A 15563-nucleotide genomic window follows, 5' to 3' on the forward strand; every position below is an offset into this window, starting at 1 on the left:
TCCAGATGGAATGATCTTGTTGATGCAAGCTTTCATCTGGTAGAATGTAAAACTTTGTTGAAATCAGAATAAGGAAGAGATTCAGCAATGGATCCATGGTCTGGGGGCTGATGGAGAGAAAATAACGTGAGTCTTTTCAACAAGCTGATCGTCGGAACGCTACCTCTGATCCCTAAATTCATCGTCGGTAGCATTTCAAAGCGCTACATCGCCGGGGAACGGATGATCGATGCCGTGAGAATGGTCAGGAAACTTAACCAGGAACGCTTCATGGCGACGATCGATCTGCTCGGGGAGCATGCCAGTCGTCGAGAGGAGGCGATAGAGGCTGCGGATGAGTACGTACGGCTGATCGAAGCCATAGCGATCGAGAAGCTCGATAGCAATGTATCAATCAAGCTGACGCATCTCGGTCTCAAGCTTGACTATGAGTTCTGTCTCGCCAACGTGAGCCGCATCGTAGCCGCGGCAAAGGAGAGGGGGAACTTCGTCAGGCTCGATATGGAAGACTCCTCTTGCACCGATGATACGATGCGGATGTATATGACTCTCCGCAGGAAGTACTGGAACGTCGGACTGGTGTTTCAGGCTTACCTGAGGCGCACCATCCGTGATATTCGGAGCCTGATCGACGACGGGATGAACATCAACGTGCGCCTCTGTAAAGGGATATATAACGAGGCAAGGACCATCGCTTACAATGACAAAGAGATCATCAATCGGAATTTTGCTCTCCTGCTGCGGGAACTCTTCCAACGGGGGGGATATGTCGCGATCGCTACGCATGACGAGAAACTCGTCTGGGAGGCGTTCATGCTGATCGATGAATTCAAGTTGAAGCCGGAGCAGTACGAGTTTCAGATGCTCCTCGGGGTTGATGCTGAGCTTCGCCGCATCATACGCGATTCGGGTCACCGGCTGCGAGTCTATGTCCCTTACGGAAGCCAGTGGTATGCCTATTCTGCCCGCCGCCTGAAGGAGAATCCGCAGATAGCCCGCTACGTCTTGAACAACCTGCTCAAGGGTTCATAGAGTCTGTTTTAAAGAATTTGCCCATAAAGAGAAGCTTCACTGACCTGTACGGACAGGGTCATTCGGCTTCAAACTGGTACTCGCCTGGTTTAAGGTGATTGTTGACTTTGATCGATATCCTGACCTTTGAGTGCTTCTCGATGAGGCCAAGCTCTCTTCTCTTGGCGTTGAGAAGATAGAGGGCGATCTCCTCTGGCAGTTGGATGGTTATGCTCTCCGGGCTCTTGCCTATCAGATAGGACTGGATCCTGCTCAACGCGGAAAGGGTGGCCGATTCCACCGTCTTGACCATTCCTCCGCCACCGCAGGCGATGCAGGTCCTGTATCTTGCCGATGATTTGGCCGCCTTCATCCTCTGGCGGGAGATCTCGACAATCCCGAATTTGGACATTCTCGTCATGTCGAACCGTGCCTTATCTTTCTTCAGGGCATCTCTCAGCTTCTTCTCGACCAGCCTGATGTTCTGCTGGGACTTCATATCGATGAAGTCGATGACAATGGGACCTCCTATGTCTCTGAGCCTGAGCTGCTTGGCGATCTCTTCAGCCGCTTCAAGGTTACTCTGGAAGGCAGTCTCCTCCAGGCTGTTTACCTTCTCCAGTCTTCCTGAATTGACGTCGATGGCTGTCAGAGCTTCAGCACTGTCAATGACTATGTATCCGCCGGATCTGAGCTCTACCCTCCGGCGGAAGATGGCCTCGATCTGTTCCTCCATGTTGTACTTCATGAAGAGGGGGGTGTCTCCCGTGTAGCGCTTTAGAATTTTCTCTTTTTCAGGCATGACTGCCCGGAAGAATCTCTGGATGTCATGGAAAACCTGTTCGTCATCGACGATGACTTCGGAGATGTCCGGCATGAAGTAGTCTCTGATGGTTCTTATGACGATGTCCCTCTCCTTGAAGATGAGAGAGGGCACTGTCGATTCTCTCGCCGCCCGTTCTATGTGTCTCCAGAGCATGGAAAGGTAGCGAAAATCCTTCAGAAGCTCCCCCCGGCTCTGGTCCATCCCTGCCGTCCGGACGATGATGCCGAATCCAGCAGGAGCATTTAGCTCGGCGACCATCTTCTTCAGTTTTTCCCTCTGTTCGAAGTTCTCGATCTTTCTGGAAATGGCTTCCGTCTCGACATACGGGGTGAGGACGAGATACCGTCCTGCAAGCGAGTAGAAGGTGCTCAGCGTGGGGGGCTTTTCCCCGAACCCCTCTCTCGAAACCTGGACTACGACCTCCTCTCCTCTCCTGAAAATGTCCGATATGCGCAACCGTCTCGATTTTCTCCGGATCTCAGGCTGGAAAGGAGGCTTGTTCTTGAAGTTTACCTCATCGAGGGGAAGAAAAGCTGGTTTCTCAAGACCTATATCGACGAAGGCAGCCTGGATGGAGGGACTGAGGTTGGCAACCCGCCCTTTATAAATATTCCCCTTGAGCTGCTTCTCACCGATTGTTTCTATCTCGAAGAGCTCCAGGGAGCCGTCCTGGACGACGGCAATTCTGCTCTCTTCGATCTGCGAGGCGTTGATCAGCATGACCTTAGTCATTTTTTCCACTCAATAATTTCACGGAAATTATATCAGAGTTTTATACTATAATGGTTTATATTCTGCGGCCAGAACAGATGTTGAGAATTGCCATAACCGATTGCTCGAAGTACGAAAACTATGAGAATTGGATTCTCCGGCTCGATCCTTATGTGGAATGCGACAGACTTTCCCATCGGCTGAACAATCACGGCCGGCTCAGGAAGTGCGGCGGCTTAGTTCTGACCGGCGGTGGAGACGTTCATCCTCGATTCTACTATCACAGGATCCTGTATAAGAGAGGGGTCGAGCTTGATTCGAAAAACCTCGCGGAGAAGATCCTTAAGATCATGCCACCCGACGAAAAAGACCTTCTCGATGGGATTGATGAAAAGAGGGATGAATTCGAATTGAAGGCGATCGAGCGGGCGCTCACTATGAAGATCCCTCTCCTCGGCATATGCCGTGGTCTTCAGATCGCCAACGTCTTCTTCGGGGGAACGCTCGTGAGGGATCTAAGAGCTAATAACGGGATACACAGGAGAACTGGGGACAGGGACAAGAGACACAGGATCTGGGTGAAAAGCGAAAGTCTTCTGGCGAAGCTAACAGGAGTGGACACTGGAGAGGTGAATAGTTCCCATCATCAGGCCGCTGAAGATGCGGGGGATTCCCTCATTGTTTCGGCAAAATCTGATGATGGTGTGATTGAAGCGCTCGAGCGAAAGGATGGAAGTTCCTCTGGCTTTCTCCTTCTTGTTCAATGGCATCCCGAGAGGATGGAGGATATGGATAACTCCCTGAGCCGAAAGGTGGGTCTTTCCTTCCTTTCCTCAATCAGAGCGTAGATTCCATTGAGCGGGAGTGACTCAATTCCTTTTCCCTGAAACAGGAGATACAGGAGAAAAAATGAAAAAGAAACTCGCCTCTTTACCACTTCTGATGGCTCTTTCCTTTCTTACCGTGCCTTTTACCATGGGTGCCATTGGAGAAGTGGAAAGGTCCTTTCCTTCTCCCGGACCTTCTCCAACGGGAATGGCGTGGGATGGAAAGCATCTCTGGATCGCGGACATGAAAGTCCACAGGATATTCAAGGTAAGACCGGAGGATGGCACAGTCATCAGTTCCATCCCATCACCGGGCTTATGGCCTGCCGGGCTTGCCTGGGATGGGAGCCATCTCTGGAACGCAGATACCGTTGAGAAAAAAATCTTCGTGATAGACCCGGCAACGGGCAAGGTGCTCAGAACGATGGATTCTCCCACCGATGCTCCAAGGGGGATGGCATTCGACAGGAATGATCTATGGCTCCTCGACGATGCCTCCGATGAAATCAGCAGAGTAAGCACCAGCGATGGGACTACTATAGCATCTCTGAAAGCACCCGGCCAGGAGGCGACTGGTGTATCCGTCGATGGGGATTACTTCTGGCTCTCGGATCGAATGACCGATGAGATATACAGGATTCATAAGCGAACCGGCGACGTTCTCTTTGTATTGTCGGCTCCAGGCCCTTACGCCTGGGGACTTGCCTGGGACGGGAAGAATCTCTTCAACGTGGATTATCAGAACGACAGAGTATACGTCCTGAAAATAGACGACCCATCACGATACCTTCTTAGAGAGGAGAGAAAGGCGATCGTGGAATCCACGCATCGCGTCATAAACTATGGTCCTGGAAAGATTACAAACATGAATGCCTACATTGCCATCCCGGAGACTAGGGACAGCCAGACAGTGGAGGGGGAGATAATCTTCGACCCGAAACCGGATGAGATCCTTACCGATCGATGGGGACAGAAGATCGCCCATTACAGGTATAAAGATCTTCCAGCCCCTTCCATTAAAGAGGCGAAGATGAAAATCAGGGCGAAAGTGTACAGTATCACATATTTCATATTCCCCGAGAAAGTCGGCTCTCTTGACGACATTCCGCGCGAGATTAAAGAGAAGTATCTCGTCGATGACGAGAAATACATGATCAATGACCCTATAATCCGGAAGGCGGCCTCCGATGCTGTTGTTGATGAGAAGAATCCATACTGGATCGCGAGGAAGATCTACAACTATTGTATTGAACATCTCCAGTACGAAAGGACGGGAGGCTGGAACGTTGCTCCGGCCGTCCTCAAGAGGGGAAACGGCTCCTGTTCAGAATACACCTTTGTCTACATTGCAATGTGCCGGGCTGCCGGTCTTCCCGCAAGGTATGTCGGTTCTGTGGTTGTAAGGGGGGATGACGCAAGCATGGATGATGTCTTCCACCGATGGGTTGAGGTCTACCTCCCGAATTACGGTTGGGTTCCAGTTGATCCAAGCGGCGGTGATTCCCCATCGCCACGGGAGCGTGCAAAGTACTTCGGTTCGCTGAGGAACAGGTTCCTCATTACCACAACCAGCGGAGGGGGTTCGGAGTATCTCTCCTGGACCTACAACTTTAACGAGTTCTACCAGACGGAGCCTCAGACGAAGGTGCAAATCGAGAGCTTCGCCGAATGGGATTCCCTTAAAGACAGATGAGCCGAAAGCCAGGAACTCTTTCCTCTTCGCGCCACGGTCTCAGCAGCGACTCATTTATACGGCTCGGGTTGGCCGCATGAAAAGACGCTTTGCCGAGCAAAGCCTTTCTTAGCGGCGCAACCCGAGCTTTTTTGTGTTGACATGAGATGATGAAATCTCTATAGTGAGGGGCAATGATGGCAAAGAGTACAAAGTTAGCTGCGCTGTCATCAGCTCTGACCATCGTTCCTGTCCTTGCAGATATCAAAAAGGCTCAGCTATTCATTTTCCTCATCGGCTCTTTCGTCGCTATCCTGATCCTTGGAGTTGTAACCCTCCTCTACCGGATCAATAAAAAGAGGACCATGGCAGAGGAGGAAGCAAGACATATCAAAGAGAAGATAAGGCTGGAAGAAGGATTGAGAGAGTCCAAGGAGAGATACAGGAACATGATAGAGAACTCCAACGATGCCGTCTGGGTTCTCGACAGGGATGGAAGATTTCAATTGGTAAACAACAGCTTCCAGGAGATCACGGGATACAGGAAGAAGGAAATCATGGGGAAGAGCTTCAAGTCCATCATACTGGGTGAGAGCATTCCTCTCTACGAGAAGGCGCTGACTGATGCCATCAGGGGAAGAGCGGAAACCGTCGAGGTAAAAATCCTTCATAAATATCTGAAGAAGCTGACCCTGTCCGTGAACGTCTCGTCCATCCTATCTTCCGGGGCAATATCGGGCACCGTCAGCTTCGCACGCGACATCACGTTGAAGAAAAGTCTGGAACAGGAACTCATCAAGAAGAACAAAGAGCTTTCCGCCCTTCGAGAGATAGCATCGACAGCGAACCACTCCCTCGACGTCACGACTCTCTCCAGGCAGATCCTTCGGATCATCGTGGATTCCCTTAAAATGGATGGAGGAGCCATATTTTTGCTGGATCGGGAGAACGATAAATTCCTGAGACCTCTCTGCATCCTGGGCATCAACGATGAATCGACTTTCCTCGATTCGCTAAAAGGGTTCAAGCTTGGCGAGGGCCTGGTCGGGACCATTGCGCTGATAGAGGAGCCGATGACAGTCGAGGACATAACCAGCGAGACAAAGCTCTCCGGGCCAGAGGTCCTCAAGGAAAACTTCAGAGGTGTCGCGGGGGCCCCTATCAAGTTCAAGGGAAGGGTGATTGGAGTCCTGACGATACTATCCAGGAAGGCTTTCTTGCTGCCTGAAAAAGAGGTGGAGTTCTTTACGCTCCTGACGGACGAGGTGGGTCTGATACTTAGCAATGTCTTGCTATTCAACGAAATTCTGAAGAAGTCCAGGAGACTCGAGACGATGAGAGAGATAGATCGAGCTATTCTCTCTTCCATGAGCAAGGAAAGGGTTCTGGACGAGATCGTTGTGAACATCAGGAAGGCGGTCCCCTGCAAGAGGATAAGCATATCAAGATATTATCCTGAAAGAAAAGAGTTCGTCCTCCTGGCCGTCAGTCTGGATGGAGAGACGAAGATCGGGCCAGGTAATAGAATCAAATCCGGGCAAACTCTGCTGGATGAGATCGTCAGAACAGGCAGATCCATCTGCATAGATGATCTTAATTCGGTAGATCATCCTACGGCAAAGCAATTCCTGGAGGAAGGAATAAAGTCAAGCCTGTTGATTCCCCTGAAGACCAAGAATGAGATCATCGGAACGCTCGATTTCGGTTCCTCCATGGTCAATGGTTTCGCTGGCGAACCGATATTAATTGCGGAGGAGCTTGCCAATCAGGTGGCGGTGGCCATCAGTAATGCCGAGCTCTTCGAGGGTATTATGAAATCCAGGAGAGAATGGCAGAACACCTTCGATTCCATACTCGATCCGATCTGCATCCACGGTTCGGATGGTTCCATTTTGAAGGTGAACTGGGCATTTGCAAGAAAAGTAAACTCTATCCCTTCAGAGCTCATTGGAAAGATGTGTCATGAAGTCTTTGGAGGAATGGATCCCTCTTTTCCTTTCTACACAGAAATGAATCGATTGATACACGAAAATCCAAGGATTGCTGAAATCGAGATCAAGAAATTCAACGGGATCTTTGAAGTTGCGACCGTTCCTCTCCTGGACCTCCAGCAGCATCCAATCGGCATGATACATATCTTCAGGGATGTCACCGAAAGCAAGAGATTGAGGGAAGATCTCATCCAGAGCGAGAAACTCTCAGCCCTCGGTCAGCTTGTCGCAGGGATTGCCCATGAGATGAACAATCCACTGTCCAGCATCATCGGATACACGCAGCTTCTCCTCAGTAAGGAGGATAATGAACACCACAGGGGTTACGCCGAGAAGGTCCTCAGAGAGTCCGAGAGAGCTGCCAGGATAGTCCAGAACCTCCTGACCTTCGCCAGGAAGAGCAAACCCGAAAAGAAGGTCGTAAATATAAACGAAATCATTGAGAGGATGATTGATCTGCATCCGTTCAATCTCACGACCGGCTCCATAAAGATTGTGAAGAACCTGAAGCCTGATCTCCCTAAAGTCATGGTGGATGCCCAGCAGATGCAGCAGGTCTTCCTCAACATCCTCATCAATGCCGAGCAGGCGATGATGTCGCACAGGAAAGAGGGTTCAATCACCATTTGCAGTGACATCGTAATCGCCGGGGAGAGGAAGAAGGTGAAGATCGATTTCAAGGACGAGGGTTGCGGGATTCCCGAGAAGTTTCTCTCCAGGATCTTCGATCCATTTTTCACGACGAAGGATGCCGGCAAGGGAACAGGCCTGGGGTTATCAGTCTCTCTCGGGATCGTGCGGGAACACGGCGGGACTATCTGTGCAAGGAACTATGAGAATGGGGCAATCGTTTCCATTGAACTTCCCGCGATCACGGAGGAAGAATTACCGGCTGATGTCTCTTACGTTTCTTCTTATTTTCACCGATGTTCAAATTCATCCTCCGGCAGATCTGCGGAAAACGAGATGATTAAAAACAGGTGAATTGCCACTGCCTCATCAGAGCCGTTAGCAATGCTACCAGGAAAAATCGAAATCAGGATCCCCAGATCGTGATAAAATTTGTTCGATACTGATATTTCTATTCTGAGGAGGAACAGATCAATGTCATGCAGGATCTTTTGCCTGTTCATCGCTTTTATCCTGTTTTTTTCATGTCAGTGCAATACGCAATCAGAATTAAAAACGATGGGAGGAGGAAAGATGGAGATTAAGATGAAAAGCCATGCATTCGAGGAAGGTGGGATGATCCCTTCAAAATACACCTGCGATGGGGAGGACATTTCGCCGCCGCTTTCATGGTCTGCCATGCCTGAAGGAACGAAGAGTCTGGCGCTGATCAGCGATGATCCGGATGCTCCGATGGGGACCTGGGTTCACTGGGTGATTTTCAATCTGCCTCCGGATGTCAGCGAGCTGCCTGAAAACGTTCCGAAGCAGAGGACGCTTCCGAATGGCGGGAAGCAGGGGGCTAACGACTTCCGCAAGATCGGCTACGGTGGTCCATGCCCTCCAGGAGGCACGCACAGGTATTATTTCAAGCTCTATGCTCTGGATACGATGCTTTCTCTCGATGCCGGAGTTACAAAGAAACAGATCCTGAAAGCAATGGAAGGACACATCCTCGCCGAAGGTCGGCTCATGGGGAAGTATAAAAGATAAAAAAAGGGAAGTTTCACCTCCCCTTTTTGAATCCCGTCTACCCCCGCAATCCTCTACCAGATCATTTCTTCCCTCTCCTGACGCTGTCTTTGATTCGCTGGATGTGGCCGCGTCCCATACCCTTGACCTCGCATCCCAGTTCGAAATAGCGCTGGATCTTCGCATCGTCTAGAATGCCGAAGCAATCGACTATGGCAGCAGGGTTACCAATCGCCTTCACGACTGCTTCTGGCTTGAGGTCCGGATACTGCTTGTGAGGAACTGCAAAGACAACGGCATCGACCCCCTTCAATGCCTTAAATAGATCTTTCTGGATCCTCAGTTCTTTCAGCTTGTCCTGATTGCGGAAGAAGCGAGCGCGGCTCTGGCCGATACTTGGGTAAACGTCCTGAGCCTCAAATTCCCACCAGTGTTCAACGTAAGGATCATGGACTCTTATCTCCGATCCCATCTCCGCCAGCTTGCGTATGATAATCTCGGAGCCGCTGTAACGAGTATCTCCCACGTCCTCTCGATAGGAGGCGCCCAGGATGAGTACGTTGGCTGCGGCAATGGGGCGGTTCATGTTCCTGAGGGCATCCCTGATGAGCTGCGCCGCATGCAGAGAACGGGTGTCGTTGATGTCTATTGCCATCGGGGTCATCTTCAGGATGTCGTCTTCAAATCCGAGGATGTGCTTATATGCCCAAAAGCCAAGCCCGCCATCCTTCGGCAGACAGTAGCCGCCGATCCCCGGGCCGGGGAAGATAATATTGCTATGCGTCGGTCTCTTCTTAATGGCCTTGATCACTTTGATCAGATCAACGCCATTCCTCTCGCAGAAGAGGCTCCACTCATTGAGGAAGGCAAGTATTGTGGCGCGGTAGCTATTCTCGACAATCTTGGCAGTCTCTGATTCGATCGGTCTGTCCAGGACTGTAAGCGGGAAATCTTTCGTGTTCAGGACTTCACTCAGGAATTTCACGACGCGCTTCTTTGCCTTCTCATTCACGCCGCTGCAGACGCGCCAGAAGTCCCTGATGCTCGCAACGTAATTTCGGCCGGGCATAACCCTTTCATAGCTATGGGACAGTAGAGGTTCGCTCTTGATCCCTCTCTGCCTGAAGATCTTCTTCATGATAGGGTAAGCGACCTGCTCGGTCGTACCCGGGGCGACGGTCGTCTCGATGACAACGAGGCAGGAGGCCGGAATATGTTTTGCGATTATGTAGAAAGATTCCTCTAAGGCTTCCATGTCAACTCTTCCGGTCCGGCAATCTCCAAGGGACTCCTTCAGAAAATCACACTGGACATCGACAACGATGACATCGGCAAGAGAGAGTACGTCATAGGTGTAGGTTGCCATGAGAGTCTTCTTCTCAAGGACACACCGACGGATCATGGGATCAACTTCAGGGTCTTCTGCCTTGACGGGAGAGAGTCCCCGATTGATCATAGGAATCTTCCAGAAGCTCCGGGTGCTTGGCCGCTGCACTCCAATGACGAACTTATTTTGTTTTCCTTTTTTATCTACTGAATCTGCGACAATTGCAGCCATGACGGCGCCGACGAAACCAACTCCCATTACAATAACAATCTCGCGCCCCAGGGCTCTCTGTTTCCTGACGATCTCCTTTAATCTCGTAAATTCCTTTTCATAATCCCCGGGCGAGGGGAGTGCGAATTTCTCTCCAGACGGGCTAATCGAGTATTTCACTTCCATCCGTTCCTCCTTGATAAAAGTTCTTTCTTTGCTCCTTCCTTCACATGCAACAATTCCTTTCCCTGGCTATATGTGACCGGTACACCGTAGTCAAAGAAGATTTAAGAATTAATTTTTAAAGTAATAATTTTAGCAAAAATAATGAAAATAGAAACAATGTAAATTAATCATTTAGTTTGGAGAGCAGATTGCGGGCCATCGCGTGTGCCGGTGCGATTCGAAGGACTTTTTCCAGTTCTTCTCTTGCCTCTTTAAGCTTTTTTTGATGGAAGTAGATTGTACCAAGCTGGAAGCGGGCATCTACGTCCCAGGGACGGACGAAGAGCGCGCTCTTCAGCTCTTCCGCAGCATTCTCCATATCTCCTTTTCTCGCGAAGTGGAAGGCAAGGGTCAGATGAGCATTGCCGTTGCATGGTTTGAACTCTAGCGATTTCTGAAGCCACTCCAGAGCCTCTGATTCGTAGCCTGAAACGAGAAGACAGGATCCCAGCTCGGCCGCATAAATTCCGTTGAACCGGTCAAGCTTAACTGCCTCTCTCAGCTCGACAATCGCTTCTCTGAGATTTCCGCTTTCCCTGTAAAGGCGTGCGAGGTAGTATCTCGCATCGGCAATGTCAGGCGATTCGGAAAGAAGCTCACCGAGCAAACGGAAGGCCTGCTCGTAAGGCCCAACATCCGCGAAAGCCGTGGCCAGGCGAAACTTCGCGTACAGGCGATGCGAGCCTTCAGGATGCTGAGAGATATACTTTCTGTAAAGCCTCTTCGCTTCATCTATCTGTCCGGCTCCTCGCATGGCATCTGCCTGATGGAGATCGGCATCCTTCAAGATTGGATCATCAACAGCCTCTTGCTCGAACTCCTTCTTGCTCTTTTTGGATGCAGGGTTCCTAAGCCTTTCCTGGATGATGTCTCCATAGTGGTGACATGATACCGGAAGAAATCCTCCCACGCTTGAATAGCTGATCGTCACGATGTCTGTCAGGATTTTCTTATGGGCAATCCGTTTGATGAACTCATCGGGATGGAGGGATGGATCCAGCAGGACCTTCTGGTCGATGGCGGAATCGGTCGTGAAGTAATCAACGTCAATGTCGAGAAGGACCGGTTCTCTTATTTTCGGCAGATAGTCCAGCTCCAGGATTGTGGTGGGCACTCCCAGCACCTTCCCGGAAATCCGGTTCTCGTGAAGCGTCAGCACCTGTAACTCCGCCGGGGTAACGCCATGCATCTTGATGGCGAGTAATGAGCGAAGATCTTCGAGGAGATTCTTTCTGTTGAAGGTTCCATCCGGTACGACCCAGTAAAATTCGCGGATAATTCCCAGCCGGGCGGCTGGATAGATGAAGTTCCAGATGGAAATCATCCCTTCGTATCCTGATTTCATCTCATAGGGGTGAGCGATGCGCCTTCGGATATCATCGGCGGTGCGGCAGGACTGAATCTCTTTGATGAATACCTCCGGTATCCAGTCCATATCAATGTGCCCATCGAAATGGACGAGGATCCTGTTTCTGAGATCATGCTCTTTCCAGATGGATAGACTCTCGGAGTGGTTTTCATGAAGATAGATGTTTGCAATGGGTTCCACTCCGGCAATGGCTCCTTTCTCTTGCAAGGAGCCCCCGGCGCAGGAGAACAGAAAGAAGATGGCAAGCGCGATCGAGGTGATCTTGTCTGCCATTTTTTTGTTAGGCCATATACAGCGTAAATGTTTTTCTATCAGGGTCATATCTCCTGATTCAACTACACATTTATTTTGCTTTATGCGCGACCTAAAGACAACATCATATTCCATTTTCCCATCTGGCGAGCATCCAAGTTGTTTTTGGAGTTTCATAAATTCCAGATCATATATTGCATTGGCTCAATACTTCTAACATTTACGGCTATAAAGAAACGAAAATCAAATAGACTTCTCAAGTTGTTTATAGATACAGTGAAAGATAATAAAATAGAATGGTACAAAAGACACAAAAGAGGGAAGGATGAAGAATCGATATGACATGCGGGAGATGAAAGATCGAATCCACGATTTCATCGAAACGCATGGAGGAATCGTCTCAAGCGTGGCACTGGTGAAAGGGCTTTTGAAGGCTCATTACGACAGCGAGGAAGCAGCCAGAAGGATCGTTTTCTCTCTCCTGAAAGGGGATAATCGATTCAAGTATCTTGAAGCCGCGGGCTGGACTGTCGCTGAGGATAGGATGAAGCTCGTTCCCCTTAGCGAGCGGCTATTCGTAGTCTTTGCGGCAAACATATCTGAAAGCGGCAGGTGGAGGGGGATGATCTGTGAAGCTTCGTTTATTAAGATCAAAAATGGAAAGGAAGCGGGATCATTCCACATCGACATGCCTGCTGAAAATTCCGGCATGCAGCCGGGAATCAAGATCAAGGATGCACGCAGGATCCTGAGATTCTTGGAGGATGGCATCGTTGCCTTCTCCGAGCCTCTCTCCACGTTCCGGCAGTTGCAGATGGAACTCGGAAACAAGACAGGAGAATTTCCAGGAAACGAATCAATCTCCATCAAGAAAGTCATGGGCAACCTGTTCCGCCTTAAGAGAAACGCCGGGATCGAGGAAGCGGCAAGGGTTCTCGGGATATCTCTTCTTGCTGGAAGTTCCGCGCGGATCAAGGCAAAAGGGGCGACGGAAATTCTTCTCATCCTCCTCGAAGATCTTGCCGAGTCCGGAATCAAATCCTTCTCTGACCTGAAGAGGCTTGAAGAGAGAAGAGGGGAGAATGTCGATTTCTCGAAGTTCGATTTCGATCGGGCATTTCTGGATGGCATCCCTGAGACTCCGGGTGTCTATAGGTTCCTCGATGAAGAGAATAGACCCGTCTATGTCGGGAGGGCTAAAAATCTGAACAGGAGGATCTCCTCCTATTTCTGGAGTTTTGCTACCAGGCCAGAGAAGATTACATCCCTGCATCGCTCCATCAGGAAGATATATTTTGAAGAGACTGGTTCCGAGCTGGAAGCCATCCTCAGAGAAGCGGAAATGATCCGGCTACTGAGACCGCCCATGAACGCCCAGTTCGAGGTCCACGAGAGAGGGGCTCGCTACGGGAAAAGAGGAAATATGGTCATCATCCTTCCTGGTGTTTCCAGGAAAGAAGCCATTCTCTACTTCCTGAAAGATGGATCATTGATAAAGAAAGTTGAATTCCGGGAAAAAATCGATCTTCAGGAGATCGAGTGCCTCCTTAGATCAGCATTTTTCTCTCGAAGGAAAGCCTCCGGTGCAGGCAAAACAGGGATAGTTTCAGAAGATGGAGCGATTCGTGCGAAGAGAAGATACGAGCGAAAACTTGTAGGGGTATGTTCCGATAAGGCAGTAGAACTGATCTCTTCCTATTTAATGAAGAATAGAGACAGCGTGAACTGGTTCGACCCCACCGACTACAAGGATTCACATGAAGCACTGAAGATAATCGAGTTGCATTTAAAAGATTCTCTCGAGGAGCGGGAGAGGATAATTCATCGCTGATCCGTCAAAAAAAGTATTGCGTCCCTCTTCATCCAACATTCAGCAACTTAAGGAGGAGATGTTATTCAATTGGAATGCACCTTGCTGCCGGCCATCCTCTGAATTTCACGGATCAGGGGTTCCGGGATGATCTTCTCGTAGCCGAGCATCCGGGCATACTCGTCGGCTTCCATCTTCTGGCCGTAAGCCATAAACTGCCTGAGGTAATCTCCCGCCTCTTTCGACTCAAACCACTCTTCCCCGAACTTCTCCCGGAGTTTCTCCTTGAGCATTGCCTCCAGGAACCAGGCCCGTAGATAGTCGGCCACATAGAAAGCCGAATCAACGTCGTCGAGGTATCTCTTCTCGTCTGAAGGGATGGGGTTGTATTTCAATGCGGCGGAGAGCATTTTAGAATAGATTTTCTCGGGACTGGCAGCGCCTGCATGCAGCTCCAGCTCATAGATCAATTTGGCACTGTACCTTCTCACGTACCAGAGTCGCTTCATCGCCTGTGACCTCAAGAATCTCTGGATCTCTTTCTCGGTCATTCCAGAGTATTTGGCGAGCCACTCTCTTTCGGCGAGGAGATGTTCAAAGAGAAAAGCGAAATTTTCCGTGAAGGTGTAGTCTCCGAGCTGCTGGAACTCCCAGACCTCCTGCTGCGTGTTGGCGAAATGCTCCGCATGACCCATCTCATGGAAGAGGGAACGGTAATCCTCGGCACCCCCCATCGGCTTGATGCTCACCCGGATATCCTCCGGAACGCGGATGTTGTAACAGACTGCCCTGGAATATTTTCTCTCTCTCTTCTCGGAATCGATCAGGATGTTTTTCTGACTGTCCAGGTTCATCCCCATGGCAAGCAGGGTTGCCTTCAAGGTATCGATTATCTTCTCTTCGGTGAAGTACTGGTCGAAGGAGGTATCCCGGTTCATCCGCCAGGAGTCGCACCGCAGGAACCGTTCCTGGGTCATCCCGATCGCCTTCAACGCCTCTCCGAGAAGCTCGGCATAGATCGGGTCTGTCTTTTCAAGGAACGTCCTGCACCTTTCTTCGACATCATAGTAATTGCACTTTTTCAGCGTGGAGCACATCTCGATGTAGGAAGAGAATCCGAGCTCCCTCGCTTCCTCTAGGGTGATCTCCTCCATCTTCCGCAAGAGTGGATTGACTTTCTCGAGGACTTTATCGCATGCGCTATAGATTCTGATTCTCTTCTCGTGACTGTTCTCATTGGCCAGAAGGACCGATGATTGCCGATAGGAGATCTCCTCGCCGTCGACGCTTATCTCCGCCTGGGATTCGTAGTTAGTCACCTCATCTGAGAGGTCTGCTATCTTCTTGCCGATATACTCGAACATCAGATATGAACGGAAGAGTTCGAGAGCGCGCCTCTGGTCAGGGTCTTTCTCCTCCTGGACAGCCCACCCCACGGTTGCGATGTTCTCTCTTGTGAAGAGATGCTTATATTTTTTGTAAAGAGAGGCCTGGTCGAGGTCTTCTCCGAGAGTCCAATTCTTCCAGCCCATCTCTCCCTGCTTGATCAGGAACTCTTCCGCATCCTTCCGGAGCGCATCCACCTTAGAGAGATCCATCGGCTTCTTCTCCGCGCACGATGTCATGAGAAGCAAAGTGGTCAAGAACAGTATAGATAGAATCCGAGGCATGGCCGGGAATAGATAGGGTTT

Annotated in this window: 10 protein-coding genes; 6 read left to right on the plus strand and 4 right to left on the minus strand. The window is 50.1% G+C overall.

Annotated elements, in window-relative coordinates; translation table 11 throughout:
• Positions 1 to 126: 126 nt before the first annotated feature.
• Positions 127 to 1032 carry a proline dehydrogenase family protein gene (locus AB1756_06390; protein ID MEW5806955.1) on the plus strand — a complete coding sequence of 302 codons (906 nt, stop codon included), beginning with the start codon at positions 127 to 129 and terminating at the stop codon, positions 1030 to 1032.
• 58 nt (positions 1033 to 1090) lie between these two features.
• On the opposite strand, the gene AB1756_06395 is transcribed toward AB1756_06390, so the two are convergent.
• Positions 1091 to 2569 carry an Rne/Rng family ribonuclease gene (locus AB1756_06395; GenBank protein ID MEW5806956.1) on the minus strand — a complete coding sequence of 493 codons (1479 nt, stop codon included), beginning with the start codon at positions 2567 to 2569 and terminating at the stop codon, positions 1091 to 1093.
• Positions 2570 to 2619: 50 nt separating this feature from the next.
• On the opposite strand from AB1756_06395, the gene AB1756_06400 reads away from it, so the two are divergent.
• The 4 genes from AB1756_06400 (at position 2620) to AB1756_06415 (ending at position 8700) form a co-directional block, all read left to right on the plus strand.
• Positions 2620 to 3396 (plus strand): gamma-glutamyl-gamma-aminobutyrate hydrolase family protein, encoded by a 777-nt coding sequence (locus AB1756_06400; protein MEW5806957.1) that lies wholly within the window; start codon positions 2620 to 2622, stop codon positions 3394 to 3396.
• A gap of 61 nt (positions 3397 to 3457) precedes the next feature.
• A complete protein-coding gene (locus AB1756_06405; GenBank protein ID MEW5806958.1) occupies positions 3458 to 5068 on the plus strand; it encodes a transglutaminase domain-containing protein in 1611 nt (536 codons plus the stop codon).
• A 173-nt stretch (positions 5069 to 5241) separates the two neighbouring features.
• Positions 5242 to 8022 carry a PAS domain S-box protein gene (locus tag AB1756_06410; protein MEW5806959.1) on the plus strand — a complete coding sequence of 927 codons (2781 nt, stop codon included), beginning with the start codon at positions 5242 to 5244 and terminating at the stop codon, positions 8020 to 8022.
• A 219-nt stretch (positions 8023 to 8241) separates the two neighbouring features.
• A complete protein-coding gene (locus AB1756_06415) occupies positions 8242 to 8700 on the plus strand; it encodes a YbhB/YbcL family Raf kinase inhibitor-like protein (protein ID MEW5806960.1) in 459 nt (152 codons plus the stop codon).
• Between the two features lie 61 nt (positions 8701 to 8761).
• On the opposite strand, the gene AB1756_06420 is transcribed toward AB1756_06415, so the two are convergent.
• Together AB1756_06420 and AB1756_06425 are read right to left on the minus strand one after the other, a co-directional pair.
• The gene (locus tag AB1756_06420) at positions 8762 to 10402 is read right to left on the minus strand and encodes a nucleotide sugar dehydrogenase (protein ID MEW5806961.1); all 1641 of its coding nucleotides are present in this window, start codon (positions 10400 to 10402) and stop codon (positions 8762 to 8764) included.
• A gap of 163 nt (positions 10403 to 10565) precedes the next feature.
• Complete coding sequence (locus AB1756_06425) at positions 10566 to 12083, minus strand: tetratricopeptide repeat protein (protein MEW5806962.1); 1518 nt, start codon at positions 12081 to 12083, stop codon at positions 10566 to 10568.
• A gap of 304 nt (positions 12084 to 12387) precedes the next feature.
• Between AB1756_06425 and AB1756_06430 the strand changes: the two genes are divergently transcribed.
• Positions 12388 to 13893, plus strand: coding sequence for a GIY-YIG nuclease family protein (locus AB1756_06430; protein ID MEW5806963.1), 1506 nt, complete (start codon positions 12388 to 12390; stop codon positions 13891 to 13893).
• Between the two features lie 65 nt (positions 13894 to 13958).
• On the opposite strand, the gene AB1756_06435 is transcribed toward AB1756_06430, so the two are convergent.
• Positions 13959 to 15470, minus strand: coding sequence for a M3 family metallopeptidase (locus tag AB1756_06435; protein MEW5806964.1), 1512 nt, complete (start codon positions 15468 to 15470; stop codon positions 13959 to 13961).
• Between the last annotated feature and the right edge of the window lie 93 nt (positions 15471 to 15563).

This window comes from Acidobacteriota bacterium (assembly GCA_040752675.1).
GTDB lineage: Bacteria > Acidobacteriota > Polarisedimenticolia > JBFMGF01 > JBFMGF01 > JBFMGF01.

Bases quoted from the DNA above. Each gene is read 5' to 3' on its own strand.
- AB1756_06420 (MEW5806961.1), bottom strand. From the start codon at position 10,402: ATGGAAGTGAAATACTCGATTAGCCCGTCTGGAGAGAAATTCGCACTC.
- AB1756_06435 (MEW5806964.1), bottom strand. From the start codon at position 15,470: ATGGATCTCTCTAAGGTGGATGCGCTCCGGAAGGATGCGGAAGAGTTC.
- AB1756_06410 (MEW5806959.1), top strand. From the start codon at position 5,242: ATGATGGCAAAGAGTACAAAGTTAGCTGCGCTGTCATCAGCTCTGACC.
- AB1756_06415 (MEW5806960.1), top strand. From the start codon at position 8,242: ATGGAGATTAAGATGAAAAGCCATGCATTCGAGGAAGGTGGGATGATC.
- AB1756_06400 (MEW5806957.1), top strand. From the start codon at position 2,620: ATGGTTTATATTCTGCGGCCAGAACAGATGTTGAGAATTGCCATAACC.
- AB1756_06425 (MEW5806962.1), bottom strand. From the start codon at position 12,083: ATGGCAGACAAGATCACCTCGATCGCGCTTGCCATCTTCTTTCTGTTC.
- AB1756_06430 (MEW5806963.1), top strand. From the start codon at position 12,388: ATGAAGAATCGATATGACATGCGGGAGATGAAAGATCGAATCCACGAT.
- AB1756_06395 (MEW5806956.1), bottom strand. From the start codon at position 2,569: ATGACTAAGGTCATGCTGATCAACGCCTCGCAGATCGAAGAGAGCAGA.
- AB1756_06405 (MEW5806958.1), top strand. From the start codon at position 3,458: ATGAAAAAGAAACTCGCCTCTTTACCACTTCTGATGGCTCTTTCCTTT.